General features: G+C 71.6%; 28 protein-coding genes. 21 read left to right on the forward strand and 7 right to left on the reverse strand.

The features are described from left to right. Window positions 1-4 precede the first annotated feature (4 nt). The 9 genes from IG74_RS0134585 (at window position 5) to IG74_RS0134625 (ending at window position 9,156) form a co-directional block, all read left to right on the forward strand. Window positions 5-652, forward strand: coding sequence for a histidine phosphatase family protein (locus tag IG74_RS0134585; protein ID WP_051855998.1), 648 nt, complete (start codon window positions 5-7; stop codon window positions 650-652). 379 nt (window positions 653-1,031) lie between these two features. Further along, complete coding sequence (locus IG74_RS0134590) at window positions 1,032-2,375, forward strand: hypothetical protein (protein WP_030685360.1); 1,344 nt, start codon at window positions 1,032-1,034, stop codon at window positions 2,373-2,375. A gap of 102 nt (window positions 2,376-2,477) precedes the next feature. Beyond that, the gene (locus IG74_RS0134595; protein ID WP_030685361.1) at window positions 2,478-3,125 is read left to right on the forward strand and encodes a TlpA family protein disulfide reductase; all 648 of its coding nucleotides are present in this window, start codon (window positions 2,478-2,480) and stop codon (window positions 3,123-3,125) included. A gap of 17 nt (window positions 3,126-3,142) precedes the next feature. Further along, on the forward strand, window positions 3,143-3,913 hold the full coding sequence (locus IG74_RS0134600; protein ID WP_030685365.1) for a cytochrome c biogenesis CcdA family protein: 771 nt from the start codon (window positions 3,143-3,145) through the stop codon (window positions 3,911-3,913). Between the two features lie 3 nt (window positions 3,914-3,916). Further along, complete coding sequence (gene resB, locus IG74_RS0134605) at window positions 3,917-5,770, forward strand: cytochrome c biogenesis protein ResB (RefSeq protein WP_030685367.1); 1,854 nt, start codon at window positions 3,917-3,919, stop codon at window positions 5,768-5,770. Continuing rightward, window positions 5,767-6,897 (forward strand): c-type cytochrome biogenesis protein CcsB, encoded by a 1,131-nt coding sequence (ccsB, locus tag IG74_RS0134610; RefSeq protein ID WP_030685368.1) that lies wholly within the window; start codon window positions 5,767-5,769, stop codon window positions 6,895-6,897. The genes resB and ccsB overlap by 4 nt, the downstream gene beginning before the upstream one ends. 85 nt (window positions 6,898-6,982) lie before the next feature. Further along, a complete protein-coding gene (locus IG74_RS0134615) occupies window positions 6,983-7,612 on the forward strand; it encodes an RNA polymerase sigma factor (protein ID WP_030685370.1) in 630 nt (209 codons plus the stop codon). Further along, the gene (locus IG74_RS0134620; protein ID WP_051855992.1) at window positions 7,609-8,589 is read left to right on the forward strand and encodes a CU044_5270 family protein; all 981 of its coding nucleotides are present in this window, start codon (window positions 7,609-7,611) and stop codon (window positions 8,587-8,589) included. The genes IG74_RS0134615 and IG74_RS0134620 overlap by 4 nt, the downstream gene beginning before the upstream one ends. Window positions 8,590-8,631: 42 nt before the next feature. Further along, window positions 8,632-9,156 (forward strand): SRPBCC domain-containing protein, encoded by a 525-nt coding sequence (locus IG74_RS0134625; RefSeq protein ID WP_030685381.1) that lies wholly within the window; start codon window positions 8,632-8,634, stop codon window positions 9,154-9,156. On the opposite strand, the gene IG74_RS0134630 is transcribed toward IG74_RS0134625, so the two are convergent. Beyond that, window positions 9,157-10,143, reverse strand: coding sequence for a quinone oxidoreductase family protein (locus tag IG74_RS0134630; protein WP_030685383.1), 987 nt, complete (start codon window positions 10,141-10,143; stop codon window positions 9,157-9,159). A gap of 106 nt (window positions 10,144-10,249) precedes the next feature. Between IG74_RS0134630 and IG74_RS0134635 the strand changes: the two genes are divergently transcribed. Then, window positions 10,250-10,576: an ArsR/SmtB family transcription factor gene (locus IG74_RS0134635; protein WP_030685386.1), complete on the forward strand. Its 327-nt coding sequence runs from the start codon at window positions 10,250-10,252 to the stop codon at window positions 10,574-10,576. 6 nt (window positions 10,577-10,582) lie between these two features. On the opposite strand, the gene IG74_RS0134640 is transcribed toward IG74_RS0134635, so the two are convergent. Both IG74_RS0134640 and IG74_RS0134645 read right to left on the reverse strand, forming a co-directional pair. Further along, window positions 10,583-11,503 (reverse strand): isopenicillin N synthase family dioxygenase, encoded by a 921-nt coding sequence (locus IG74_RS0134640; protein WP_030685387.1) that lies wholly within the window; start codon window positions 11,501-11,503, stop codon window positions 10,583-10,585. Window positions 11,504-11,619: 116 nt separating this feature from the next. After that, a complete protein-coding gene (locus IG74_RS0134645; RefSeq protein ID WP_030685390.1) occupies window positions 11,620-11,931 on the reverse strand; it encodes a PLD nuclease N-terminal domain-containing protein in 312 nt (103 codons plus the stop codon). A gap of 88 nt (window positions 11,932-12,019) precedes the next feature. Between IG74_RS0134645 and IG74_RS0134650 the strand changes: the two genes are divergently transcribed. Genes IG74_RS0134650 through IG74_RS0134660 form a run of 3 tightly spaced genes read left to right on the forward strand, consistent with a single transcriptional unit; the run spans window position 12,020 to window position 15,080 of the window. Then, window positions 12,020-13,471: a menaquinone biosynthesis decarboxylase gene (locus tag IG74_RS0134650; protein WP_030685392.1), complete on the forward strand. Its 1,452-nt coding sequence runs from the start codon at window positions 12,020-12,022 to the stop codon at window positions 13,469-13,471. After that, window positions 13,468-14,370: a menaquinone biosynthesis prenyltransferase MqnP gene (mqnP, locus tag IG74_RS0134655; protein WP_030685396.1), complete on the forward strand. Its 903-nt coding sequence runs from the start codon at window positions 13,468-13,470 to the stop codon at window positions 14,368-14,370. The genes IG74_RS0134650 and mqnP overlap by 4 nt, the downstream gene beginning before the upstream one ends. Before the next feature lie 35 nt (window positions 14,371-14,405). Beyond that, on the forward strand, window positions 14,406-15,080 hold the full coding sequence (locus IG74_RS0134660) for a UbiX family flavin prenyltransferase (protein WP_107059097.1): 675 nt from the start codon (window positions 14,406-14,408) through the stop codon (window positions 15,078-15,080). Between the two features lie 142 nt (window positions 15,081-15,222). On the opposite strand, the gene IG74_RS54265 is transcribed toward IG74_RS0134660, so the two are convergent. Further along, complete coding sequence (locus tag IG74_RS54265) at window positions 15,223-15,348, reverse strand: hypothetical protein (RefSeq protein WP_267885627.1); 126 nt, start codon at window positions 15,346-15,348, stop codon at window positions 15,223-15,225. Window positions 15,349-15,487: 139 nt separating this feature from the next. Here IG74_RS54265 and IG74_RS0134670 point away from each other — a divergent pair, with 139 nt between their 5' ends. From IG74_RS0134670 to IG74_RS0134700, 6 genes are all read left to right on the forward strand, one after another. Continuing rightward, window positions 15,488-15,943, forward strand: coding sequence for an Lrp/AsnC family transcriptional regulator (locus IG74_RS0134670; RefSeq protein ID WP_030685400.1), 456 nt, complete (start codon window positions 15,488-15,490; stop codon window positions 15,941-15,943). Window positions 15,944-16,041: 98 nt separating this feature from the next. Beyond that, window positions 16,042-17,205, forward strand: a complete 1,164-nt coding sequence (mqnE, locus tag IG74_RS0134675) for an aminofutalosine synthase MqnE (RefSeq protein WP_030685402.1) — start codon at window positions 16,042-16,044, stop codon at window positions 17,203-17,205. Between the two features lie 106 nt (window positions 17,206-17,311). Further along, complete coding sequence (locus tag IG74_RS0134680) at window positions 17,312-17,602, forward strand: DUF4229 domain-containing protein (protein ID WP_030685404.1); 291 nt, start codon at window positions 17,312-17,314, stop codon at window positions 17,600-17,602. Between the two features lie 188 nt (window positions 17,603-17,790). After that, complete coding sequence (locus tag IG74_RS54270; protein ID WP_267885626.1) at window positions 17,791-17,922, forward strand: hypothetical protein; 132 nt, start codon at window positions 17,791-17,793, stop codon at window positions 17,920-17,922. 89 nt (window positions 17,923-18,011) lie between these two features. Continuing rightward, on the forward strand, window positions 18,012-19,352 hold the full coding sequence (locus IG74_RS0134695) for a dicarboxylate/amino acid:cation symporter (protein ID WP_030685406.1): 1,341 nt from the start codon (window positions 18,012-18,014) through the stop codon (window positions 19,350-19,352). A gap of 132 nt (window positions 19,353-19,484) precedes the next feature. Then, window positions 19,485-20,165 carry a TetR/AcrR family transcriptional regulator gene (locus IG74_RS0134700; protein ID WP_420709995.1) on the forward strand — a complete coding sequence of 227 codons (681 nt, stop codon included), beginning with the start codon at window positions 19,485-19,487 and terminating at the stop codon, window positions 20,163-20,165. Here the strand turns inward: IG74_RS0134700 and IG74_RS0134705 are convergent. Together IG74_RS0134705 and IG74_RS0134710 are read right to left on the reverse strand one after the other, a co-directional pair. Beyond that, window positions 20,151-20,984, reverse strand: coding sequence for a MaoC/PaaZ C-terminal domain-containing protein (locus IG74_RS0134705; protein WP_030685409.1), 834 nt, complete (start codon window positions 20,982-20,984; stop codon window positions 20,151-20,153). The two genes, IG74_RS0134700 and IG74_RS0134705, sit on opposite strands and share 15 nt — an antisense overlap. Window positions 20,985-21,123: 139 nt before the next feature. After that, window positions 21,124-22,446, reverse strand: coding sequence for a 3-oxoacyl-ACP reductase (locus IG74_RS0134710; protein WP_030685411.1), 1,323 nt, complete (start codon window positions 22,444-22,446; stop codon window positions 21,124-21,126). A gap of 126 nt (window positions 22,447-22,572) precedes the next feature. On the opposite strand from IG74_RS0134710, the gene IG74_RS0134715 reads away from it, so the two are divergent. Next, window positions 22,573-23,904 carry an acetyl-CoA C-acetyltransferase gene (locus IG74_RS0134715; RefSeq protein ID WP_078869287.1) on the forward strand — a complete coding sequence of 444 codons (1,332 nt, stop codon included), beginning with the start codon at window positions 22,573-22,575 and terminating at the stop codon, window positions 23,902-23,904. Between the two features lie 161 nt (window positions 23,905-24,065). Then, on the forward strand, window positions 24,066-25,619 hold the full coding sequence (locus tag IG74_RS0134720) for an alpha/beta hydrolase (RefSeq protein WP_234334546.1): 1,554 nt from the start codon (window positions 24,066-24,068) through the stop codon (window positions 25,617-25,619). A gap of 13 nt (window positions 25,620-25,632) precedes the next feature. Here IG74_RS0134720 and IG74_RS0134725 read toward each other — a convergent pair whose 3' ends face one another. Next, a complete protein-coding gene (locus IG74_RS0134725; RefSeq protein ID WP_030685415.1) occupies window positions 25,633-26,502 on the reverse strand; it encodes a helix-turn-helix transcriptional regulator in 870 nt (289 codons plus the stop codon). Window positions 26,503-26,812 lie beyond the last annotated feature (310 nt).

Raw genomic sequence — 26,812 nt, forward strand, 5'->3', positions numbered from 1 at the left:
CCTGATGCGCCACGGCGAGGTGCACAACCCCGACGGCATCCTGTACGGGCGCCTGCCCGACTACCACCTCTCGGAGCTGGGGCGGCAGATGGCCGACCGGGTCGCCGAGCACCTGGCGGCGCGGGACGTCACGCACGTCGTCGCCTCGCCGCTCGACCGGGCGCAGGAGACGGCGGCGCCGATCGCCAAGACCCACGGGCTCGACCTCGCGACGGACGGGCGGCTCATCGAGGCCGCCAACGTCTTCGAGGGCAAGACCTTCGGTGTCGGCGACGGCGCCCTGAAGAACCCGGACAACTGGAAGCACCTGGTCAACCCCTTCAAGCCGTCCTGGGGCGAGCCGTACATCGAGCAGGTCGTACGGATGATGGGCGCGCTCGACGCGGCGCGGGACGCGGCGCGCGGGCACGAGGCGGTGTGCGTCAGCCACCAGCTGCCGATCTGGATCGTGCGCAGCTTCGTGGAGAAGCGGCGGCTCTGGCACGACCCGCGCAAGCGGCAGTGCACGCTCGCCTCGCTGACGTCGTTCACCTACCGCGGCGACAAGATCGTGTCGGTGGGGTACTCGGAGCCGGCGCGGGATCTCGTGCCGAAGCACCTGTTGGCCGGGGCCAAGCCGGTTAAGGGGAAGGCCAAGGCCTTCGGGGCGTAGCCGGTGCGCTGGGCTTGAGCGGGCTGGCCCCTGCGGGGCCGGGCTTGCTGCTGCCGCTTGCCGTCGTGCCTGCGGCTGCCGGTTCGTCGTGGCTGGGCGCGCAGTTCCCCGCGCCCCTTGAGGGCGGTCCTGTGCGGCGGCGCTCATGGGGAACCGGCGGGCAGTTCCCCGCGCCCCTTCGGGGCGCCCCTGCAGGGCCGAGTGTTCCCTGTGAGGTTGCTGTGCGCGGCGGGTAGTGGGGTGGCCACCCTATGGCGTGGAATGTCTGTTCTCTGTAATAGGACCCGAATAGGTCCGGCTTGGCCGGAACCCGCCCCGGCGTCGTGCCCTCTAAGTGGTTGTCCTTTGCACAACCGAGGGCGCGACGAATGGGGATGGAATGCGCGACGACAGCCGGACGGACCCGGAACTGGGCGGCGGAGCAGCGGCCGCGAGCCGTGGTGCGCTCAGCCGACGGGGCGCGATAGGCCTGGGCGTGGGTGCCGCGGCGGCCTTCGGGCTCACCGCCTGCGGCTCCGGCTCCGGGGAATCGGGTTCGGCCGCCGACAAGGGCAAGGGCGGCGGCGCCACGCCGGAGCGCCCGGCCAAGCCGATCGGTGACGGCTCCACGGCGTTCACCGGGAAGCAGCCCAAGCAGCCGGAGGCGCCCCGCCCGCTTGAGCCGGGGGAGACGCCGCCGCAGTTCGTGATCTTCTCCTGGGACGGCGCGGGCGAGGTCGGCAACGGCCTGTACCCGCGCTTCCTGAAGCTCGCCGAGGAACACGACGCCAAGATGACGTTCTTCCTCTCCGGGCTCTATCTGCTGCCCGAGTCGAAGAAGCGGCTCTACCGGCCGCCGAACAACCCCGTCGGCGCCTCCGACATCGGCTACCTCACGGACGGCCACATCAAGGAGACCCTGAAGTACGTCCGCCAGTCGTGGCTCGAAGGCCACGAGATAGGCACGCACTTCAACGGCCACTTCTGCGCGGGCAGCGGCACCGTCGGCAACTGGACGCCCGCCCAGTGGCAGAGCGAGATCGACCAGGCCAAGTCCTTCGTCAAGAAGTGGCGGACGAACACGGGCTGGACGGACCTGCCGTCGCTGCCGTTCGACTACGACAAGGAGCTGGTCGGCGGCCGCACGCCGTGCCTGCTCGGCCAGAACAACCTGCTGCCGACCGCCAAGAAGCTCGGCTGGCGCTACGACGCCTCCTCGCCCGGCGGCCGCCAGAAGTGGCCCGAGAAGAAGCTGGGCGTCTGGGACCTGCCCCTGCAGCAGATCCCGTTCCCGGGGCACTCCTTCGAGGTCCTGTCGATGGACTACAACATCCTCGCCAACCAGTCGAAGAACTCCACGAAGGCCCCGCCGGCCAACTACCCGGGCTGGCGCAAGCAGGCCACCGAGGCCTACCTCTCCGGCTTCAAGCGCGCGTACGAGTCGAACCGCGCGCCCTTCTTCATCGGCAACCACTTCGAGGAGTGGAACGGCGGCATCTACATGGACGCCGTCGAGGCCGCCATCAAGGGCATCGCCGGGAAGAAGGACGTCCGCATGGTCTCCTTCCGGCAGTTCGTGGACTGGCTCGACGTACAGAAGCCCGAGGTCCTCGCCAAGCTGCGCAGCCTTGAGGTCGGCCAGAAGCCCGCGGGCGGCTGGAAGAGCTTCCTGTCCGACGCCGGCTCCGGCGGCTCCCGCAAGGACGCCGAGAAGGACACCGGCAGCACCGGCGACGCCGCCTGAAACACCGGCTGGAAAACGCGCGGAAACCCTGTCTGAAATGGGACTTTCCGCTACTGCGGGGGGCGTCGAAGATCCTCGAATCGGGCATGCGAAACTTTTCACATGAGTGCCGCCTGCCGCGCCCCCCGCAGCCAGAACCGCAGTCTTGACCGCCGTGCCAGCCGTCGTCGCAGCCGTGTGACCGCGCTGGCGGCGGCTGCGGCGGCCGCCGCGCTCACCCTGACGGCCTGCAGTTCGGGCGGCACGTCGGGCGGCTCGGGCAAGACGAACTTCGTCACCGGCACCGACGGCATCTCCACCGCGAAGAAGGCCGACCGGCGCGACGCGCCGGACCTCGACGGCGAGACCCTCGACGGCGAGAAGCTCAGCCTCGGCGACTACAAGGGCAAGGTCGTCGTCGTCAACGTCTGGGGCTCCTGGTGCCCGCCGTGCCGCGCCGAGGCGCCGAGCTTCGCGAAGGTGGCCAAGGAGACCAAGCCCAAGGGCGTGGAGTTCGTCGGCATCAACGCCCGCGACCCCGAGAAGGGCCCGGCCATCGCCTTCGAGAAGGACAAGGGCGTGCCGTACCCGAGCCTGTACGACCCGATGGGCAAGCTGATGCTGCGCTTCCCGCGGGGCACGCTCAACCCGAACTTCATCCCGTCCACCCTCGTCATCGACAAGGACGGGAAGATCGCCGCGCGCTCGCAGCAGCCCCTCAGCGAGGAGAAGCTGCGCAAGATGATCGACCCCGTGGTCGCGGAGAAGTGACCGACGTGTCGACCGCCATCGCCGCCGCCCACACGCTCGCCGCGTCCGGGCCGAACCAGACCGTCATGAGCGGAGCGCTGCTGCTCGCGATCCCCGTCGCGGTGCTCGGCGGCCTCGTCTCGTTCTTCTCCCCGTGCGTCCTGCCGCTGGTGCCGGGCTACCTCTCGTACGTGACCGGGGTGACCGGGCAGGACCTGGAGGAGGCCAAGCGCGGCCGGATGGTCGCGGGGGCCGGGCTCTTCGTGCTCGGCTTCACCGCGATCTTCGTGCCCGCCGGGATGTTCGTCGGGGCGCTAGGGGAGAGCCTGCGGGAGCACCAGAGCACCATCACGAACGTGCTCGGTGTGGTGATGATCCTGCTCGGGTTCTTCTTCATGGGCCTCATGCCCTGGCTCACCCAGCGGGAGTTCCGCTTCCACAAGCGGCCCGCCACCGGGCTCGTCGGGGCCCCGATACTGGGCGCCCTGTTCGCCGTAGGGTGGACGCCGTGCATCGGCCCGACGCTCGCGGCCGTCAACGTCCTGTCCTTCGAGGGCGCCGACCCGCAGCGGGGCGCGCTCCTCGGAGTCGCGTACTGCCTCGGGCTCGGCATCCCGTTCATCCTCGCGGCCGTCGCGTTCCGCAAGGCGCTCGGCGCGTTCGGCTGGGTGAAGCGGCACTATGCGTGGGTGATGCGGATCGGCGGCGGCATGATGATCGTGACCGGGCTGCTGATGCTGACCGGCGTCTGGGACAGCGTCATGCAGCAGATGCAGGTCTGGTCGAACAGCTACTCGGTGGGGATCTGATCCATGAGCAAGACCACGACCACCCGGGACGAGACCGTCGCCCAGGACGACCTCGGGGCGGCCGGCGCACAGCTGTCCACCGCCCCCCTCGACGAGGCGACGGGCGGCGGCGCCCCGAACCTGCCGTCGCTCGGCGTCATCGGCTGGTTCCGGTGGATCTGGCGGCAGCTGACCTCCATGCGGGTCGCGCTGCTCCTGCTCCTGCTGCTTTCGCTCGGCGCGATCCCCGGCTCGCTCATCCCGCAGCAGGGCACCGACGAGCTGAAGGTCCAGGACTTCAAGGACACCCACACCACGCTCGCGCCGATCTACGAGAAGCTCGGCCTGTTCCACGTCTACAGCTCGGTGTGGTTCTCCGCGATCTACATCCTGCTCTTCGTCTCGCTCATCGGCTGCATCGTGCCGCGCACCTGGCAGTTCGTCGGCCAGCTCCGCGGCCGCCCGCCGGCCGCGCCCAAGCGGCTGACCCGGCTGCCCGCGTACACCACCTGGCGCACCGACGCCTCGCCCGAGCAGGTGAACGAGGCCGCGCTCGCGCTGCTCAAGCAGCGGCGCTTCCGCTCCCACGAGGTGGGCGGGGCCGTCGCCGCCGAGAAGGGCTATCTGCGCGAGGCCGGGAACCTGGCCTTCCACATCGCGCTCATCGTGCTCCTGATCGCCTTCGCCGCCGGACAGCTGTTCAAGTCCGAGGGCGGCAAGCTGATCATGGAGGGCGACGGCTTCTCCAACACGCTCACGCAGTACGACGACTTCAAGTCCGGCAGCCTGTTCAGCACCGGGGAGCTGGAGCCGTTCAGCTTCAAGCTGCGCAGCTTCGAGGGCACGTACGAGATGTCCGGGCCCCAGCGCGGCACCGCCCGCACCTACAAGGCGCACGTGACCTACAGCGAGGGCGCCGACGGGCCGGAGAAGAAGAAGGCCATCGAGGTCAACAAGCCTCTTGAGGTCAACGGCACGAAGGTCTACCTCATCGGCCACGGGTACGCGCCCACGGTCACCGTCCGCGACGGGCGCGGCAAGGTCGTCTCCCGCGTCTCCGTGCCGCTCCTGCCCATCGACTCGATGGGCACGGCCACCGGCGCCATCAAGATCCTCGACGGCTACCGCGACAAGAACGGCAAGAAGGAGCAGCTGGGCTTCAACGCCTTCTTCGTGCCGACGTTCGCGGGCGAGGGCAACGGCCAGATGTTCTCCCAGTTCCCCGCGCCCTTCAATCCGCGGCTCGCGCTCTCCGCGTACCACGGCAGCCTCGGTGTGGACTCCGGCATCCCGCAGAACGTGTACCAGCTGGACACGCGGAAGATGAAGAAGTTCAAGGACGCCGAGGGCGAGCTGCTGAAGAAGCGGCTCAAGGTCGGCGAGACCATGAAGCTGCCGAACGGCGCCGGGTCGATCACCTTCGAGAAGGAGCTCAAGCAGTGGGCGACCTTCCAGATCTCCCAGGAGCCGGGCAGCGGCTGGGCCCTCGGCGGCGCGATCGCCGCGATCGCGGGCCTCGCCGGTTCGCTGTTCATCCAGCGCCGCCGCGTCTGGGTCCGGGCGGTGCGGGGCGCCGACGGCGTCACGGTCGTCGAGATGGCGGGCCTGGGCCGCAGCGAGTCCGCGAAGGTGCCCGAGGAGCTGGCCGCGCTTGCGGAGACCCTGCACGAGCGGGCTCCGAGCACGGCGGAACCGGAGGCCGCCGAGACCCCGAAGGCCTCGGAAGCCGCCGGCACGGATGACACCGCCGACACCGCTGAGGCCGCCGAGGCGTCCGGCAAGGACACCGAATCCCCGGGCACGGACAGCACGGCCAGCCCGGCCACCGACCCATCCCACCCCACCCCCGATGTTCCTGCCGAAGGGGCTGAGAAGTGACGCTCGCCACCACCCTCGCCGCCGAACCCAATGAGAACCTCGCGAACATCAGCAATGTGCTGATCTACTCCGCGATGGCCGTCTACCTCCTCGCCTTCTTCGCGCTCATGGCGGAGTGGCTGTTCGGCAGCCGCAGCAAGGTCGCCCGCACGGCCGCCGCGCTCACCTCCGACGGTGCGGCCGACGCGGATGCCGCCAAGGCGTCGGCCTCCTCCGGTCCCGCCGTCACCGTGCGGGCCAAGGGCGGCACGGCCACCCTGGAGCGGCCCAAGGCCGCGCCCAAGGTCGTCACCCGCGCCGTCGCGGGCAGCCGTGACGTGCCGGACGGCCCCGGTGCCGCCGCCGGTGACGAGCAGGGCGACCTCTACGGCCGCATCGCCGTCTCCATGATCGCCCTCGGCTTCCTCGTCGAGGCCGGTGGTGTCCTCACCCGCGCGCTCTCGGTGCGGCGCGCGCCGTGGGGCAACATGTACGAGTTCAACATCACCTTCTCCACGGTCGCGATCGGCGTCTTCCTGGCGCTGCTCGCCCTGAAGAAGAACGTCCGCTGGATCGGCCTGCCGCTGATCACCACGGTCCTGCTCGACCTCGGCCTCGCCGTCACCGTCCTGTACACCGACAGCGACCAGCTGGTTCCCGCGCTGCACTCGTACTGGCTGTGGATCCACGTCTCCACCGCGATCTTCTGCGGCGCCGCCTTCTACGTCGGCGCGGTGTCCACGGCGGCGTACCTGTTCAAGGACAGCTACGAGGCCAAGCTGCAGAGCGGCGGCACGCCCGGCAGGTTCGCGACCTCCGTCATGGAGCGGCTGCCCGCGTCGGCCTCCCTCGACAAGTTCACGTACCGCATGAACGCCGCGATCTTCCCGCTGTGGACGTTCACGATCATCGCGGGCGCGATCTGGGCGGGCGACGCCTGGGGCCGCTACTGGGGCTGGGACCCCAAGGAGGTCTGGTCCTTCATCACCTGGGTCGCCTACGCCTGCTATCTGCACGCGCGCGCCACCGCGGGCTGGAAGGGCCGCAAGGCCGCCTACCTGGCGCTCATCGCCTTCGGCTGCTGGCTGTTCAACTACTACGGCGTGAACATCTTCGTCAGCGGCAAGCACTCGTACGCCGGGGTCTGACCCCGCAAGGCCCCGAAGGCCGGTTTCCGTGACCCAGGTCACGGGAACCGGCCTTCGTCGTACGGACAGACAACAGGGCGTGGAGATGAATGAGGGGGAACTCGCGGCACAGCGACGGCAGTTACGCGTACGGATCCGGGGCTCCGACCCCGACGCGTTCGGGGAGCTCTTCGACAGCTACGCCCGCTCCGTCTACAACCACGCCTATCGCCTGACGGGGGACTGGTCGACGGCCGAGGACGTCGTGTCGCTGACCTTCCTGGAGGCGTGGCGGCTGCGCGACAAGGCCGACGCGGACGGCGGCTCGCTGCGGCCGTGGCTGCTCGGCATCGCCACGAACGTGACCCGCAACCAGCGGCGCGCGAGCCGCCGTCACGCCGCCGCCGTGGCCCGGCTGCCGCGCGCCGAGGCCGTCGCCGACTTCGCCGACGAGATCGCCGGGCGCGTCGACGACCAGGAGCAGCTGGCCCTCGTCCGCACGGCGCTCGCGAAGCTGCGCCGGGCCGAGCGCGAGGTGCTCGCGCTGTGCGTGTGGTCGGGGCTCGGCTACGAGGCGGCGGCGAGCGCGCTCGGCGTCCCGGTCGGGACGGTGCGGTCGCGCCTCTCACGGGCCCGGAAAAAGCTCGCGAAACACATGGAACCACCCAAAGGGCGCGGACAGGTGAGAGATGACCGCACCACCGCGGTCGGGCCTATTGAGGAGGGCGTCCGATGAAGTCACCCAATGACCGTGCTGACTTCCCGACCCCGCTGGAGCGGGACCTTCCGCCGGGCCGCCATCTGCGCCTGAAGGAGCATCTGTTGAGCGAGATCCGGCAGGAGAACCAAGAGAGCACCACTGCGGTGCCGAGCGCCGGGGGCAGGGGCTGGCTGCGGCCCTCCCTGGTCGCGGGGGCGGTGGTGGCGGCGGTCGCCGCGGGCCTCGTGGTCGCCCAGCCGTTCGGCGGCGATGCGGCGCAGGCCGGGCCGCCGTCGAAGGAGACGGTGCGGATGCTGGAGCGGATCGCGGACGCGGCGAAGCGGCAGCAGTCCGTGCCGAAGGGCATCGAGGACGACCAGTTCGTCTACATCAAGAGCAAGGTGAGCTTCCGGGACGGCGGCAAGCAGGAGGCCCTGCACGACCGGGAGATCTGGCTCTCCGTCGACGGCAAGCACACGGAGATGCTGCACGAGCCCGCGAACGACGCGAACTACGAGCGTCTGGAGGACGAGGTGGAGGCGAGGGACGAGAACGGCGACCCCGTCGAGCCGAAGCCCTACGAGGCGGCCACGAACTACCGCAACCTGCAGAAGCTGCCGACCGACCCGGTCAACATGCTCGACTGGCTGAACAGGGTGTCGAAGGAGGAGACGAACGGAAAGCCCTTCGTGCTCCTGGGGGACATGGTGATGGAGTCGCTGATGCCGCCGGAGCAGGCCGCCGCCATGTACCTCGCCGCGACGAAGATCCCCGGCGTCGAGCTGGTCGACGACGTCGAGGACGCCGCCGGTCGGCACGGGGTCGCCATCACCTGGGAGGACGACGGCGACGACGTGCGCACCGAGCTGATCTTCGACAAGAAGACCAAGCAGTACCTGGGCACGCGGGCCGTCCTGACCGAGGACGGGTCGCACGGCAAGGAGGGCGAGGTGACCGAGAGCACCGCCGTCGTGGACCGCGAGGTCGTCGACAAGGCGGGCGAACGCCCGTAGTGGATGCGTGACCCGGGGGACCGTGTGCGTGAGGCTTGGCCCATGAGCGATGTCAGTGGATTCATCGAGCGGGGGACGAGCCGGACCGAGGGGGACACGCACACGCTCCACTGGGTGCTGCGCCTGCCGCACCCGGTGGCGGAGGTGTGGCGGGCGGTGGCCACCCCGGAGGGGCTTCCGGGGTGGCTCGCCGCCGCCGACGTGTTCGAGCCGCGCCTCGGCGGCGCGGTGAGCCTGCGCTGGCTCAACAACGAGACCCCGGCGGACGCGGTCCACTCCGGGCAGGTCACCGCCTGGGACCCGGACGTCGTCGCCGAGTACACGATCGACCTGCACGGGCGCTGCCGGTTCCACCTGGAGCCCGCGGGGAGCGCGGGCACCACGCTGCGCTTCACCAACGAGCTCACCGGCGAGGACTCGTTCCGGCTCGACTGCCTCGCCGGGTGGCACGACCACTTCGGGTTCCTGGTGGACGCGCTCGACGGACGGCCGAAGGACTGGTCGACGTGGAGCCTCGACCGGTGGCGCGAACTGCGCGCGGACTACGCCCGGTCCACCGGGCCGTAGCTAGTCCGCCGGGTTCACGCGCAGCAGCAGCTTGCCCGTCGTCGTGCGGCCGCCCATCAGCTCGTGGGCCCGCGCGGCCTCTTCGAGGGGGAACTCGGCGGTGACGGGCAGGGTGACGGTGCCGTCGGCGACCGCCCGGAAGGCGCGTTCGGCGATCGCGCGCAGCGCCCGCGGGTCCTCCTTGGCCAGCGTCAGGATGGAGAAGCCCGCCACGGACCGCGTGCCCGGGAACAGCTCGGCCTGGCCCACGCGCCACGGCTCGGCCGAGCTCGCGTTGCCGTACGAGACCAGGCGGCCGAAGGTGGCGAGCGCGTCGAGTCCGGCGCGGAAGGCGGCGCCTCCGACGGGGTCGAGGGCGAGGTCGACGCCGTGCCCGCCGGTGGCCGCGCGGGCCTGCGCCGCGAAACCGGTCCCGCTGTCGACGAACACCTCGTCGTAGCCGTACCGGTGGGCGTACTCGGCCTTGGCCGCGCTCGACACCACGCCGAGGACCGTGGCCCCCGCGGCCTTCGCCAGCTGGCCGACCACGGTGCCGACCCCGCCCGCCGCGCCCTGCACGAGCACGGTCTCGCCCGCGCGGAGCCGGCCGACCTCGTGGAGCAGGGCGTGGGCGGTGGGCAGGACGGTGGGCAGCGTGGCGGCGGTGCGCAGATCGACTCCGGCCGGGACCGGGAAGACGGTGGCGGCGTCCGCGACGGCCACCTCGGCGTAGGCGCCGCCCGCCGTGAGCGCGGCGACCTCCTGGCCGGCCTCGATGCCCTCGACGCCCGCGCCCACCGCGCGCACCCGCCCCGACACTTCGAGGCCGGGCACGAACGGCAGGCCCGGCACGCGGTAGCCCTCGGCGCGGGCCTTGAGGTCGGCGAAGTTCACGCCGGTGTACGCGACGTCGACGGCGACCTGCCCGGGACCCGGCTCGGGGGCGCCGGTCTCGACGGCCTTCAGGACCTCGGGCCCGCCGAACTCGTGGAGCTGGACTGCGCGCATGCGTGTCTCCCGGTGCATTGTGTTCGATCTGAATTGAACACTCGGGACTGTATGGTTTTCATCGAACACTCTGCAAGTCCTTCCCCGAGAACGAGGAGGCGGGCCCGTGGCCCCACGCACCAGCCACCGCGCGGCCCCCGTGCACGCGCGCCTCGACGACGTCACCGTGCAGGAGGCCCTCGCCGCGCTCGCCGACCCCGTACGGCTGCGGCTCGTGCGGGAACTCGCGGGCTCGGCGGACTGGTCGCGGGCCTGCGGCAGCTTCGACGTGCCCGTCGGCAAGGCGGCGCTGAGCCACCACTTCGCGGCGCTGCGGGCCGCGGGCCTCGTCGAGCAGCGCGACGAGGGGCCGCGGCGGGTGAACCGGCTGCGGCGCGAGGAGTTCGACGCGCGCTTCCCCGGGCTGCTCGCCCTGGTGCTGCGCGGGGACTGAACCGGCTCAGTCGGAGGCGATCGAGTCCAGCTGGGCGCGCAGATAGGTGTGCGAGTCGGTGCCGCGCACGTCCGTGCCCGGGTCGCACTCGTAGAAGTACACCAGCGACATCAGCTCCTCGGCGGGCACGTCGGCCGGGGGCGGCAGGACGCGGTGGCGGCCGGAGCGCCAGCGGCCGCCGGTCCAGCGCGCCATCAGATCGCCGATGTTGATCGTGAACGCCTCCGGGTCCCAGGGCGCGTCCTGCCAGCCGTCGGCGTCCGTGAACACCTGGAGCCCGCCCCGGCCCGCCTGCCGGTCGAGGACGGTGACCGTGCCGAAGTCGGTGTGCGGGCCGATGCGGAACTGGCCCGGCTCGGGGGTGCCGACCCGGTCGCGCCCCGGATACCAGTTGATGTTGAAGCCCCAGGTGGGGTGGCCGGTGTGGCGGGTGAAGAAGTCCTCGGGCTCGCCGAGCGCGGCCGCGAGCACTTCGAGGAGCTGGTCGGAGAGCGTCCGCATCAGGCGCAGATACGTCTCCACGGGGCCGCGCAGGCCCGGGGTCTCGGCGGGCCAGGTGTTGGGCGCGAACCACTCCGCGTCGACGGCCGCGTCGCCGGTCGGCTCGTCGGCGGCGAAGGACAGCGACTCCTTCAGGTCCGGCGGCGAGGGGGTGCCCTCCGCGTAGCTGTTGGCCTCCGCGCCGGGGCCGAGCCAGCCGCGGGCACCCACTCGTACGGAGTACGGCTGCTTGGCCTCGGGCGGCAGCCGGAAGAAGGAACGGGCCTCTTCGCGGATCGTGGCGCGCAGGGCGGGGGCCACGTCGTGGCCGGTGACCAGGAGGAAGCCGGCGGTGCGGAGGCCCTCGTCCACGGCCGCGGTGATCCGGCCCCGGGCGGCCGGCTCTCCTGAGCGCCAGGCCCGCAGATCGACGGTGGGGATCGTCATGGGGACATAGTGCCCTCGCGGGACGCCCCGGACCCGCCCCTTCCCGATCCGGGGGCTCCGCCCCCGCACCCCCGCCCTGTCGGCGCTCCGCGCCTCGTCCTCAAACGCCGGACGGGCTATTTGCCCTCGTCGCGCTTGTCCGTGTCCTTGTCGAGGTCCTTGTTCAGGCCCTTCAGGAAGTCGGGGTTGTCGTCGGGGGCGACCCAGCCCCCGCGGGAGCCGTTCGCCCGGCCGGTCGCAGGCCCCCGCTTCTTGCCGGTGACGAACCAGGCGATCGGGCCGAGGAGTACCTCGCCGAAGAGGAGCACGATGATGACCCACACCACCTTGGGCAGGTGGCGCACTTCCTTCTCGGGGGTGTTGAGCACATCGATGAAGGCGTAGATCCACACGGCCAGGACCAGCAGGAACGGCAGATACCTGAGCATGGGTCGGAGATCCCCCAGAGAGCGGAGTGCGGGCGCCGGGCGTACCCGGTGACGGGGCCAGGGTAGCCGGTGACCGATACTTGACCGCATGGCTTATGACGATCTCCGCTCTCTGCTGAGGGCACTGGAGCGCGAGGGCGATCTGAAGCGGATCAAGGCCGAGGTCGACCCGTATCTGGAGGTCGGCGAGATCGTCGACCGCGTCCAGAAGTCCGGCGGCCCGGCGCTCCTCTTCGAGAACGTCAAGGGCAGCGACATGCCCCTCGCGATGAACGTGTTCGGGACCGACCGCCGGCTGCTCAAGGCCCTCGGCCTGAAGTCGTACGGCGAGATCAGCGAGAAGATCGGCGGGCTGCTCAGGCCGGAGCTGCCGCAGGGCTTCGTCGGCGTGCGCGAGGCCTTCGGGAAGCTCGGCGCGATGACGCACGTGCCGCCGAAGAAGGTCAAGGACGCGCCGGTGCAGGAGGTCGTGCTCCGGGGCGAGGACGTGGACCTGGACCGGCTGCCCGCCCTGTTCACCTGGCCGAAGGACGGCGGCTCCTTCTTCAACCTGGGGCTCACCCACACGAAGGACCCGGAGAGCGGGGTCCGCAACCTCGGGCTCTACCGGCTCCAGCGCCACGACCGGCGCACCATCGGCATGCACTGGCAGATCCACAAGGACAGCCGCAACCACTACCAGGTGGCCGCGCGCCGGGGCGAGAAGCTGCCGGTCGCCATCGCCTTCGGCTGCCCGCCCGCCGTGACGTACGCGTCCACCGCGCCGCTGCCCGGCGACATCGACGAGTACCTCTTCGCGGGCTTCCTGCAGGGCAAGCGGATCGAGATGGTCGACTGCAAGACCGTGCCGCTCCAGGTGCCCGCGCAGGCCGAGGTCGTCCTGGAGGGCTGGCTGGAGCCGGGCGAGATGCTCCCCGAGGGGCCCTTCGGCGACCACACCGGCTTCTACACGCCGCAGGAGCCGTTCCCCGCGCTGACGATCGACTGCGTGACGATGCGGAAGCGGCCGCTGCTCCAGTCGATCGTCGTGGGCCGTCCGCCGACCGAGGACGGGCCCCTCGGCCGGGCCACCGAGCGGTTCTTCCTGCCGCTGTTGAAGATCATCGTGCCGGACATCGTGGACTACCACCTGCCGGAGTCGGGCGGCTTCCACAACTGCGCGATCGTCTCGATCGACAAGAAGTACCCGAAGCACGCGCAGAAGGTCATGCACGCCATCTGGGGCGCGCACATGATGTCCCTGACCAAGCTGATCGTGGTCGTGGACTCCGACTGCGACGTCCACGACCTGCACGAGGTGTCGTGGCGGGCGCTCGGCAACACCGACTACGCGCGCGACCTGACGGTGGTGGAGGGTCCGGTGGACCACCTCGACCACGCCTCGTACCAGCAGTTCTGGGGCGGCAAGGCGGGCATCGACGCGACGAAGAAGTGGCCCGAGGAGGGCTACACGCGCGACGGCGGCTGGCCGGACATGGTCGAGTCGGACCCGGACACGGCGGCGCTCGTGGACCGCCGCTGGAGGGAGTACGGCCTGTGAGTTCCGCTTCCGCCGCGCTGCCGCAGCCGGGACGTACGAAAGCCTTCCTGCGGCTCGTCATGATCGAGCACTCCGTGTTCGCGCTGCCCTTCGCCTACATCGCCTCCCTGACGGCGATGTACGAGTGGGACAAGAACATCCACTGGGGGCGGCTGCTCCTGGTCACCATCTGCATGGTGGGCCTGCGCACCTTCGCGATGGCCGCGAACCGCATCATCGACCGCGAGATCGACGCCCGTAACCCGCGCACCGCGCACCGCGAGCTGGTCACCGGCGCCGTCACGGTGAAGTCCGCGTGGACCGGCGCGCTCGTCGCCGTCGTGGTCTTCCTGGGCTCCGCCGCGCTGCTCAACCCGCTGTGCCTGGCGCTCGCGCCGGTCGCGGTGATCCCGATGGTCGTCTATCCGTACGGCAAGCGGTTCACCAACTTCCCGCAGGCGATCCTCGGCGTCGCGCAGGCCATCGGGCCGATCGGCGCCTGGCTCGCGATCACCGGCGAGTGGTCCTGGACGGCGGTGATCCTGGGCCTCGCGGTGGGCGTGTGGATCGGCGGCTTCGACCTGATCTATGCCTGCCAGGACGTGGAGACCGACCGGGAGGTCGGCGTGCTCTCGGTGCCCGCGCGGTTCGGCGTCCCGGCCGCCGTCTGGGGCGCGCGCGCCTGCCACACGATCACGACGGCGCTGTTCGTCTGGTACGCCGTGGCCACCGGCGCGGGCGCGTTCTTCTGGCTCGGCCTGCTGATCGTCGCGGGTGCCTTCCTGTACGAGCACTCGATCGTGCGGCCGCACGACCTGTCCCGCCTCAACCGCGCCTTCTTCCAGGTCAACGGCTTCATCGGGATCGCGCTCTTCGTGTGCGCGCTGCTCGACCTGCTGGTGCGCGGGCTCACGGTATGACGGGGCGCACCGGGCCCGTGGATAGGCTGCGGGGCGTGAACGCGGGAGATACGGAGCGTAGGCCCTGGGTCGTGGGGGTGTCGGGCGCTTCCGGCACCCCGTACGCCGCGGCGGTCCTGCGGGCGCTGCTGGAGGCCGGCGAGAGCGTGGACCTGGTGGTCTCGCGGGCCTCGCGCCTGACGCTGCTCGACGAGACCGGCATCTCGTTCCGGGACGCGCACTGGCGCGAGGACCTGGAGCAGTGGCTGGCGCGGGGTGCGGACGGCAAGCCGGACACGTTCCGGGTGTGCACGGACGACGTGCGCTACTGGGCGGCCGGTGACCTGGCGGCGGGGCCCTCGTCGGGTTCGTACGCGACGAAGGGGATGCTGATCGTGCCCGCGTCCACGGCGTGCGTGGCCGGGGTGGCGCTGGGGCTCTCGAAGGACCTGCTGCAGCGCGCGGCGAGCGTGACGCTCAAGGAGGGGCGGCGGCTCGTGGTCTGCGTGCGGGAGACACCGCTGAACGGGCAGACGCTGCGGCACCTGGTGAGCCTGGACGAGGCGGGCGCGATCGTGCTGCCCGCCTCTCCGGCGTTCTACGCGGGGGCGACGCACATCCAGGATCTGGTGGACTTCGTCGCGGGGCGGACGCTGGACGCGGCAGGGGTGCCGCACCAGCTGTACCGCCGCTGGAAGGGAGAGCTAGGAGCCAGCTCTCGTGAGAGGTGAACGCCCCAGACAGGGGCGCCCCGAAGGGGCGCGGGGCTGTGACAACTGCGGCTGCGCCGCGTGGGCGCGACCAGCCACGGTGAACCCGCACCCGATCACGACGAACCCGCAGCTGGCGCTGCTCCGCATCCCCGCGACGGGGCTAGCGCTTCTTGGCGGCGCGCTTCTTGGCCTTGCGCGCTGCGGCGGCGGACAGGTGGGCACGCGAGCGGTTGGCCTGGTCCTGAAGCTCGCGCATACGGGCGTAGGCCATCTCGATCGTGTACACGGGGAACACTCCTGAAGAATTCGAAGGATCGTCGTTGATCGGCTGAACATCCGGAAGATTCACAGGGTCTAGACCCTGTTACGCCTTAGATTCTACACGTAGACTCGCGAAAACGCTAAATAATGAAAGGCTTCGACCTATGGATGCCGTGGACAGGCAGCTCATCCAGGCTCTGCGCGAGAACGGCCGTGCCTCCTACGCCGAGCTCGGGCGCCTCGTCGGCCTCTCCGGGCCCAGCGTCACCGACCGCATCAACCGCCTGGAGGCGGCCGGCGTCATCACCGGCTACCGCGCGACGGTCGACTCCGCGTCCCTCGGCCTCGGCGTCACCGCGCTGATCGGCATCTCGCTGTCCGACGCCGCCGACCACGAGGACGTCGCCCGGCGCCTGCGCGACCTGCACGAGATCGAGGACTGCTGGTTCATCGCGGGCGACGACTCGTACATGCTCAAGGTCCGCGCCAGCGACGTGGACGGCCTGGAGAAGACCATCCGCCGCCTCAGCGGCACCAAGGGCGTCTCGCGCACGCGGACGACGATCGTCCTCTCTACGAAGTGGGAGAACCGGGTCGGGGAACTGCCCGAAGAGGTGTAGGCGCGGAGCGCCGTATGGGGCCCCCTCCCGCCCGAAGGGTGGGGGAGTACCGTTGGGCGGGTCTGTCGCAGGTCGTTCGGAGAGATAGAGGTACGGCAATGGACGCAGGGCTCAAGCGCGAGCTGGAGCAGAAGGTCCGCTCCGGTGAGCGGCTGTCCCGCGAGGACGGCATCGCCCTGTACGAGTCCGACGACCTGGCCTGGCTCGGCGGTCTCGCCCACGAGGTGCGCACCCGCAAGAACGGCGACGTGGTGCACTTCAACGTCAACCGGCACCTCAACATGACCAACGTGTGCACGGCCTCCTGTGCGTACTGCTCCTTCCAGCGCAAGCCGGGCGAGAAGGACGCGTACACGATGCGCATCGAGGAGGCCGTCCGGCTCGCCAAGGCGATGGAGGCCGACAACCTCACCGAGCTGCACATCGTCAACGGCCTGCACCCGAACCTCCCCTGGCGCTACTACCCGCGCTCGCTGCGGGAGCTGAAGGCCGCGCTGCCGCACGTCTCCCTGAAGGCCTTCACGGCCACCGAGATCCACCACTTCGAGACCATCTCGGGCCTGTCCGCGTCGGAGATCCTCGACGAGCTGATCGACGCCGGTCTGGAGTCGCTGACCGGCGGCGGCGCCGAGATCTTCGACTGGGAGGTCCGGCAGCACATCGTGGACCACAAGACCCACTGGGAGGACTGGTCCCGCATCCACCGCCTGGCGCACGAGAAGGGTCTGAAGACCCCCTCGACGATGCTGTACGGACACATCGAGGAGCCCCGCCACCGCGTCGACCACGTCCTGCGCCTGCGTGAGCTCCAGGACGAGACCGGCGGCTTCCAGGTCTTCATCCCGCTGCGCTACCAGCACGACTTCGTGGACGTGCGGGACGGCAAGGTCCGCAACCGCCTCCAGGCCCGCACGAAGATGGCCTCCGGCATCGAGGCCCTCAAGACCTTCGCGGTCTCCCGGCTGCTCTTCGACAACGTGCCGCACGTCAAGGTCTTCTGGGTCATGCACGGCCTCGCCACCGCGCAGCTCGCGCTCCAGCACGGCGCGGACGACATGGACGGCTCCGTCGTCGAGTACAAGATCACCCACGACGCGGACAACTTCGGCACGCCGAACAAGCTGACCCGCGACGACCTGCTCGACCTGATCCGCGAGGCCGGCTTCCGCCCGGTGGAGCGCAACACGCGCTACGAGGTCATCCGCGAGTTCGCGGGGCCCGACCGGGAGCTGCGCGAGTCGCCGCAGCCGATGCGGCTCTGACCCGGCTCCTGCCGGGGCGCGCCGCCGTGCTTCACTGGAGGGGCTCGTCCAGCTCGGGCTGATTCGGGATGCTCGGGCCTATGTCGGAACGGAAGAGTGGATTGACATGCTCCGCTACACGCTGATGCGCCTCGGGATCTTCGCGGGCTGCTTCTTGGTCGTCTGGGGCCTCGTCTACTCCGGCATCGTGCCGCGCGGACTCGGCGGCTCCAACCTCCTGTGGGTGGCGCTGCTCTCCCTGGTGGTCTCCGCGCCCCTCAGCTTCGTGCTCCTGCGCAAGGAGCGCGACCGCGCGTCGGAGAAGGTCGTCGCGAAGGTCGACAACGTCAAGGCCAGCCTGGAGCGCAACCGCACCCAGGAGGACGGCGCCGACGACGCCGCGCGCACCGCGCAGTAGCGACGGCCGCGCACCACGCGGCCGTGCGGCCCGCGCAGTCGTAAGGTTCGTCACACACGCAGGGAACCCCGGTACCGGAGCATGCCGCTCCGGTACCGGGGTTCTGCCGTTTCTGGGACGCTTGGGACCCCTCCTACCTCAAACAAGGGCTTTGATGTACTCAAAGTTCAAGTGTTAACGTGTTCGACATGAAGACAGCAGCCGCGCACCGCAACGCCATGAGCGTCCCGCTCGTGGCGCGCCTGCGCAGCGTCCCGCTCGTGGAGCGCCTGCATGTCGATCTCTGCCGCTGCATGTCCGCGGCCTGTCGCGTCATCTGAACGACTTCGACACCTGCACTGCAGCGGCGCCCGTGACCCTTTCGCGGTCGCCGCTCCTCACGTCCCCCGTCATTACCCGGAGTGTGTCCGTGTCCGCGAATTCCGCGTCCCCCACCGACGAGCCCCGATCCGGCTTCCGGATACCCAAGTTCCTGAAGCTGCCCTTCTGGGCCCAGATCCTCGGCGGTCTGGTCCTGGGCGTGCTGCTCGGCTGGCTCGCCCGCAGCCAGGACATCAGCTGGCTCGTCACCACCCTGTCGAAGGTCGGCGACACCTTCATCGGCCTGCTGAAGCTGGCCGTCGCCCCGCTGGTGTTCTTCGCCATCCTGATCTCGATCACCAACCTGCGGAAGGTCAACAACGCCGCCCGGCTGGCGACCCGCACGCTCCTCTGGTTCATGATCACGTCGCTGATCGCGGTCGTCATCGGCCTCGTCATCGGCCTGGTCACCAACCCCGGCGCGGGCACGGGGCTGACCCCGAAGGACGGTGCCAAGCCCGAGCACGAGGGCTCCTGGATCGACTTCCTCACCGGCATCATCCCGACGGACGTCATCACGCCGTTCACCGAGCTGAACGTCCTGCAGATCGTCTTCATGGCCGCCGTCGCGGGCGTCGCCATCCTCAAGATCGGCGACGAGAAGGCCAAGCCGATCCTGGACCTCAGCGAGTCGATCCTCACGCTGCTCCAGAAGGCCCTGTGGTGGGTCATCAAGCTCTCCCCGATCGGCACCGTCGGCCTCATCGGCTTCGCCATCGCCGACTACGGCTGGAACCTGATCAGCAAGTACGCCACGTTCACCGCGGACATCTACATCGGCTGCGCCCTGGTGATGTTCGGCGTCTACCCGCTGCTCCTCTCCACGGTCGCCAAGGTCAACCCGCTCCAGTTCTTCAAGGGCGCCTGGCCCGCCATCCAGCTGGCCTTCGTCTCGCGCTCCTCGGTCGGCACGATGCCGGTCACGCAGAAGGTCACCGAGCGCCTCGGCGTGCCGAAGGAGTACACGTCCTTCGCGGTGCCGTTCGGCGCCACCACCAAGATGGACGGCTGCGCCGCGATCTACCCGGCGATCGCCGCGATCTTCGTCGCGCAGATCTTCGACGTGAACATGGGCATCAAGGAGTACCTCCTGATCGCCTTCGTGTCGGTCGTCGGCTCCGCCGCCACCGCGGGCCTCACGGGCGCCACGGTCATGCTGACCCTGACCCTGTCCACGCTCGGCCTGCCCATGGAGGGCGTCGGCCTGCTGCTCGCCATCGACCCGGTCCTGGACATGATGCGCACCGCCACGAACGTCGCAGGACAAGCTCTCGTGCCCGTCGTGGTCGCCGCGCGCGAGAACATCCTCGACCGCGAGGCGTACGCGCACGCGTCCGCGTCGCCGCTCGACGACCCGCTGGACGAAGGGCCGCTGCCCGCCGCCGCGTAGGCGAGCGTTCCTGCCGTACGACCGTGCCCCGCACCCGGAACTCCGGTGCGGGGCACGGTCGTACGCGGGGGTGTCGGTGGTGGGTCGTACGCTGATCCGTGGACGGTTGGTGCGGAAGGGCGGGCGGCCGGGGTGGGAGCTGTGAAGACCGGGAGCAAGGCCGGGGAGGCCGGCAAACGGGGGCGGCAGAAGCGGATGCCGCGGGCCGTGCGCGAGCGGCAGATGCTCGACGCGGCGGTGCGGACCTTCGGGCAGCGCGGGTACCGGGCCGCGTCCATGGACGAGATAGCGGAGCTCGCCGGGGTCTCCAAGCCGCTCGTGTATCTGTATCTGAACTCCAAGGAAGACCTGTTCACCGCCTGCATCCGGCGTGAGGCCGCCGCGCTCACCCGGGCCGTGCGCACGGCAGTGAGCCCCGACGCGCCCGCCGACCAGCAGCTCTGGGACGGCCTGCGGGCGTTCTTCGAGCACACCGCGCTCCACCCGGACGCCTGGGCCGTGCTGCACAGCCAGGCGCGCACGGTCGGCGAGCCGTTCGCCGCCGAGGTGAACGGGTTGCGGGCGGAGATCGTCGCCTTCGTGACCGCGCTCATCGGGGCGGCGGCGCGGGCCGCCCACCGGGACCCGTCGCTGCCCGACCGCGAGGTCGCGGGGCTCGCGCACGCCCTCGTGGGCGCCGCGGAGTCGCTCGCCGGGTGGGCCAACGCGGAGCCGTCCGTCCCGGCCAAGGAGGCCGCCGCCACGCTCATGAACTTCGCCTGGGCGGGACTCGGCGACCTCATGGAGGGCCGCCCCTGGTCACCGCCCCGCTAGCGGCTCCACCCGGCCGCGCAGATGCGGCCGTCCCGTGCTGTCCCGCAGCTCGAAGTCCTGCCCCTGACAGCCGTACGTGACGGTCGATGGCAGCGGTACGGGCGCCCGGAACTCGGCGGTCACACGCACCGGTTCCGTTCCGGCCGGTCCGTACTCCGCAAGGCAGCGCGCGAACGTCCACATGCCGTGGGCGATCGCGCGCGGGAAGCCGAAGGGGCGGGCCGTGAGCGGGTGCAGGTGGATGGGGTTGCGGTCGCCGGAGACGGCGGCGTAGCGGCGGCCCAGGTCGGCCGCGAGCCGCCACTCCGCCCGGGCGGGGAGCGGGGGCTCGTCGCCCCGGCTCCGGCGCGGTGCCGCTGTCGTCCCGGTCCGGTGGCGGGCGAGGTAGGTGCTGCGGGACTCCCAGACGACCGCCCCGCCGACGGCCGCCGCCACGGCGAGGGTGGCCTGCGTGCCGCGGTGGTGCGGGGCCAGTCCCGCCACGTACGCCGTGAGGTCCAGCTCGTCCGTGAGCCGCGGGGCGCGGTGCTGGACGACCTCGATGGAGGTGTGCACCAGGCCGAGCAGGGGCAGCGGGAAGGCCCTGGCGGCCAGGAGGCGGGTGGTGAGGGGGAACGCGAGCACGTGCGGGTACGGCAGGGGGACGGTGTCCCCGGTGGGGGCGAATCCGCAGACCCGGCGGTACGGCTCCACCCGGCCGGGCGCGGCCCGGGCGCGGGCCCGCAGGCCCGGGGCGTCACTGCGGCCGGTGCCCGGGCGCTTGAAGGGGGAGAGGAGGGCGCCCTTGAGGAGGGTGAGGGGGAGCGGAGGCCAGGGCATGGGGGCCTTTCTGTAGGGCGGCTCTGCTGGAAGCAGACACGTGGCGCAGCGCTCCGCGTCGGGGTCAGGCGGGCGAAGCCATGGAGGTTCTGGCGGGTGGGTGGGAAAGAGGGGGCGTGGTTCGAGCTCAGCGGTGGCGTCACGCGCCCAGGAGGCTCTGGCCGCACACCCGTACCACCTGGCCGTTCACCCCGCCGAGGGCCAGCCAGGCCACCGTCTCTGCGACATCGACGGGCTGACCGGCCTGCGCGAGGGAGTTCAAACGGCGCCCGGCCTCGCGGATGAGGAGGGGCACGGCCGCGGTCATGCGGGTCTCGATGAAGCCGGGGGCCACCGCGTTGACGGTGATGCCGTGCTCGCCGAGGGCCCGGGGCGCGAGGGACCGGACCAGGCCTGCGACGCCCGCCTTGCTGGCGGCGTAGTTGGTCTGCCCGGCGTTCCCGGCGAGCCCCGCGATGGACGCGGTGGCGACGACGCTGCCGCCGCGCCGCAGCGTGCCGGACTTCAGGAGGAAGTCCGTGGTGCGCAGGACGCTGCCCAGGTTGACGTCGATGACCGGACTCCAGCGGTCGGCGGCCATGTTGGCGAGGCGCCGGTCGCGCGTGATGCCCGCGTTGTGGACGAGGACGTCGAGGCCGTCGGGCAGCGCGGCGGCGATCCGCTCGCCCGCGTCGTCGGCGGTGATGTCGAGGGCCAGCGGCTCGCCGCCGACGCGTGCGGCGACGCGGACGAGGTCGGTGCGCGCGGCGGGCACGTCGAGGGCGACGACGTGGGCGCCGTCGCGGGCCAGGACCCGGGCCACCGCCTCGCCTATGCCGCGCGCGGCGCCGGTGACGAGTGCGGTGCGCCCCGCCAACGGCCTGGCGGGGTCGTGGATCCCGGGCGCGTGCTCGTCGGGGGCGGCGTGGGTGACCTCGACGGTCTGGCCGTTGACGTACGCGGACTTCGGCGAGAGGAGGAAGCGCAGGGTGGTCTCGGCGGCGGCCGCGGAGGTGGTGCGGACGAGCGTCGCGGTCCTGCCCCGGCCGAGTTCCTTGGCGAGGGAGCGGACGAACCCGTCGAGGGCCTGCTGCGCGGCGGCCTGGTGGTGGTCGGCGGGGGAGGGCGGCGCGCCGAGGACCACGACGCGGCCGCAGTCCGCGATCGAGCGGACCACGGGGTGCAGCGTGGCGTGCACGTCCACGAGGGCGGTGACGGTGGCGACGCCGGTCGCGTCCAGGACGACGGCGGCGGGCCGTCGCGTGCCCAACGGGCCGGTGTGCGGCGCCAGTCCGGTGCGGACCAGGACCTCGTGCAGACCGGGCAGCGGTACGTCCCCCGCGGTGAGGTGCAGCAACGGCCCGTCGAGCGCGGGGTGTTCGGGCGACCAGCGGCGCAGCGGCACGGGCCGGGGCAGGCCGAGCCTGCGGGTGAGGAACCGGCCGGGGGCGGTGCGGGTGAACGTCAGATAGCGGTCGGCCATGGCCCAGCTCCCAGCTCGGTCGGTCTCGGCGGGGCGAGCAGACGTCCGGCCGCTTCCCAACGGGCGTACGTCTGCTTCAATTTACCCTTGAGTAAGGTTACTCAAGGGTCAGGAGCTGGTCGAGAGATGCCGACGAATCCCGTCACCCAGGTCGTACCCGCGGACCGCGCGAGTGCGCTGACGCGCGCCTTCCGCACCCGCCCCGTCGCCGTCGTCGGCGGCTGCCGCATCCCCTTCGCCCGCGCCGACGGACCGTACGCCACCGCGTCGAACCAGGACATGCTGACGGCGGCCGTCGACGGCCTCGTCGACCGCTACGGGCTCGAAGGGCCCGGCGCGGTGGGGGAGTTGGTGGCGGGCGCGGTGCTCAAGCACAGCCGGGACTTCCAGCTGGCCCGCGAGACCGTGCTCGGCTCCCGGCTCGACCCGCGCACGCCCGCGTACGACGTCCAGCAGGCGTGCGGCACCGGGCTTCAGGCGGTCGTCGCGGCCGCCAACAAGATCGTGCTCGGGCAGCTCGACGCGGCTGTGGCGGGTGGCGTGGACACGGCGAGCGACGCGCCGCTCGGGGTGAACGACGAGCTGCGCAAGGTGCTGCTCGCCGCGCGCCGGGCGAGGTCCGCGGGGGCGCGGCTGCGGGCGCTCGCGCGGCTGCGGCCCCGGCACCTCGTACCGGACGTCCCGCGCAACGCCGAGCCGCGCACCGGGCTCTCCATGGGCGAGCACGCCGCCGTGACGGCCCGGAAGCGGGGCATCACGCGGGCCGCGCAGGACGAACTCGCCGCCGCGAGCCACCGGCGCCTCGCGGCGGCGTACGAGCGCGGCTTCTTCGACGACCTGGTCGTGCCCTACCGCGGCCTGGCCCGGGACCAGAACCTGCGGCCGGGCACGAGCGCGGAGCAGCTCGCCGCGCTGCGTCCCGTCTTCGGCCTCGACGGGCCAGGACCCACCCTGACCGCGGGGAACTCCACGCCCCTGACGGACGGCGCGGCCGTGACGCTCCTCGGCAGCGACGCCTGGGCCGCGGAGCGCGGGCTCACGCCGCTCGCGTATCTGACCGCGTACGAGACGGCGGGCGTCGACTTCGTACGCGGTGATGTCGCCGGGGGCGAGGACGGGCTGCTCATGGCCCCGGCGCACGCGGTGCCGCGGCTCCTTGAGCGGGTCGGGCTCGGCATCGAGGACTTCGCCTTCGTGGAGGTCCACGAGGCGTTCGCCGCGCAGGTCCTCGCGACCCTCGCCGCCTGGGAGGAGCGGGGGCTCGCCCCGGTGGACCGGGCCCGTCTGAACGTCGCCGGGTCGTCCCTGGCCACCGGGCACCCCTTCGCCGCGACCGGGGCGCGGATCGTGGCGACCCTCGCGAAGCTGCTCGCCGGGCGCGGGCGGCCCGGACGGGGCCTGATCTCGGTGTGCGCGGCCGGAGGCCTGGGCGTGACGGCCATCCTGGAACGGCCCTGAGCGGCGGTGATCACGGAGCGTAGGCGTCCTTGGCGGGCGGGGTGCGGCCGGGGCGCCTAGCCTTGCGGAAGGGGACCGGACCAAGGGGACCGGACCTGGGGACCGGACCTGTGGATCGCTAGACCGCACCTCTTGGGGGACCGCACCTCTTGGAGGCCGCCGTGCGCACACCGGCGCTCACGGGCGTCACCGCCCTCGCCCTGGCCCTCACGGCCCTGCCCGTCGCCGCGACCGGCGCTGAGCCGCCGCAGCCCGACCTCAAGCGCTTCTACGCCCAGAAGATCAAGTGGGCCGCCTGCACACCGGAGAAGCAGAACCTGCCGGAGACGGTCACCAAGAACGAGGACGTCCGCTGCGGCACGCTCACCGTGCCGCTCGACTACGCGCGGCCGCGGGGCGGCACCGTCGACCTCGCCCTCCTGAAGGTGAAGGCGAGCGGCAAGAAGCGCGGCTCGCTGCTGGTGAACTTCGGCGGCCCCGGCGGACCCGGCGTGGCCGGGCTCGCGGCCGATCTGAAGGGCTTCGGCGACCTCGGCAAGGGCTATGACGTGGTGGGCTTCGACCCGCGCGGGGTCGGCCTGAGCTCCCCCGTGACCTGCGGCGACGAGCCGGAGCCCGAGGGGCTCGACGACCCGGACGACGCGGCGGCCGTACTGGAGCAGCTGCGGAGGACCGCCGAGCGGTGCGTCAAGGAGTCGGGGCCCGTGCTGCCGCACATCGGCACCGTGAACGTCTCGCGCGACATGGACGTCATGCGCGCGGCCCTCGGCGACAAGAAGCTCAACTACCTGGGCTTCTCGTACGGGACGCGGCTCGGCGCGGTGTACGCGGCGCAGTTCCCGAAGAAGGTCGGCCGCATGGTCCTGGACGGCGTGGACACGCTGACCGAGCCCGTCGACGAGCAGGGGCTCGCGTCCGCCGAGGGGCAGCAGACCGCCCTCGACAACTTCCTGCTGTGGTGCACGAAGAACGCCGGGTGCGTGTTCGGCAACGACTCGCGGAAGGCCCGGGAGACCATGGTGAAGGTCATCAAGGACCTCGACGCGATGCCGCTGCGCTCCACGGACGGCGCGGAGTTCACCGGGCAGGACGTGGTGGGCGTCCTCGGCTCTGCGCTCTACAGCAGGCAGGCCTGGCCCGCCCTGTCGCAGGCGCTCGGCGCGCTGCTCGCCGACGGCGATCCGCGGGCGCTGATGCGCGTCGGCGGCGCGGGAGGCGCGGGCCTCGGCAAGGGTTTCGGCAAGCGGCTGGGGCGCCAGGACGTGCCGCAGGACAACGAGACCGCCGCGCTCGCCGCGGTGAACTGCGCCGACGACCCCGACCGGCCCGGCGCGCGGAAGGTCGAGGAGGAGATCGGGCGGCTCCAGCGGGAGTTCGAGGAGGTCTCGCCCGTCTTCGGCGAGCACAATCTGACGCTCGTCCTGATGTGCTTCGGGTGGCCCGCGGGCACCTCGTACATCCGCGAGGACGTACGGGACGTCGATACGCCCAAGCTCCTGCTCGTCGGGACGCGGGGCGACCCGGCGACGCCGTACCGCTGGACGGAGGAGACCGCGCGGCGGCTCGGCTCGGCGGCGGTCGTGCTCGACAACAAGGGCGACGGGCACACCGGGTACTTCGGCTCCAAGTGCGTGAAGGCGAAGGTCGACGGGTTCCTGCTGTACAAGCAGCTGCCGAGCAACGGGAGTTCGTGCTCGGCGGAGTGGAAGGAGTGACCGCCGCGGGCCGCTAGGACCCGTCCGCCGCCGCCGTCGTACGGGACGCGGAGTCCAGGCGCAGCATCGCGGCCTCGTCGGCCGTGCCCGGCTCGGCCTGGTAGGTCACCAGGCGCTGGCCGCCGGTGCGGGCGAGCGACATGATCTCGTACGTGAGGGTCATCGGGCCGACCTTGGGGTGGGCGAAGGACTTGGCGCCGCCGCCGCGCTCGCAGACCTCGTACCGGTCCCAGAGCCGGGCGAAGTCGGGGGACTTGAGCATCAGCTCGCCCACGAGCGCGGTCAGGCGCGGGGAGTCCGGGTCGCGGCCGCCGACCGCGCGCAGATGCGCGATGGACAGGGCGACCGTCTCCTCCCACGGCACGTACAGCGTGCGGCCCACGGGGTGCAGGAAGAGGTAGCGCATGAGGTTGCGCTCCTGCGGGGGCCAGTCCCACAGGCCGGGCAGCAGACGGCGGCCCGGCGCGTTCGCGGCGAGCATGTCGCTGTACGGGCCCACCACGTACGCGGGCAGCGGGCGCAGCGCCTCCAGCATCCGGTGCACGGAGCCGCGGACGGAGGCCTCCGTGGTGGGGCGCGGTTCCGTGAGGCGGCCCGATGCCAGCTCCGCGAGCTCGTGCAGGCGCTCGTGGGCGTCGCCGCGCAGGCGCAGGGCGCGCGCGAGGGCGTCGACGACGGCCGGTGAGGGGTTGGACTCGCGGCCGCGCTCCAGGCGCGTGTAGTAGTCGACGCTCACCCCGGCCAGGATCGCCAGCTCCTCGCGGCGCAGGCCCGGCGTCCGCCGGATGCCCGCGCCGGCCGGGAGCCCGGCGTCCTCGGGGCGTATCTGGGCGCGGCGCGCCCGCAGATAGCGGCCGAGCTCGGTCCCGCCGTTGCTCTTCATACGGCCATTGTCCCTGGCCGGAGGGGTCGGCGGCGGGGCGGTGGGGGGCCGTGTCAGGGCCAGGAACGCGGCGGTCTGCCGGGGGCGGCGGCCGGGGCGGAGGCTGTTCCTGCCGCCGCTCCGCGCCGGGCCTTCGCCGCTCCGCGGCCCGGGGCCCTGCCGCTCCGCGGCCGTGCTCCGCCGCTCCGCGACGGTCTCCACCCACCCGCCCCCATCAGCTCCGCCGCTCCGCGACGGCCCCAGAGAGGCCCCCATGACCGCAACGCTCCACCCCCCGATCGCCCCTGCGGCTGTCTCTTATACACATCTC

Source organism: Streptomyces sp. NRRL B-1347 (assembly GCF_000720325.1).
In the GTDB taxonomy this organism is placed as follows: domain Bacteria; phylum Actinomycetota; class Actinomycetes; order Streptomycetales; family Streptomycetaceae; genus Streptomyces.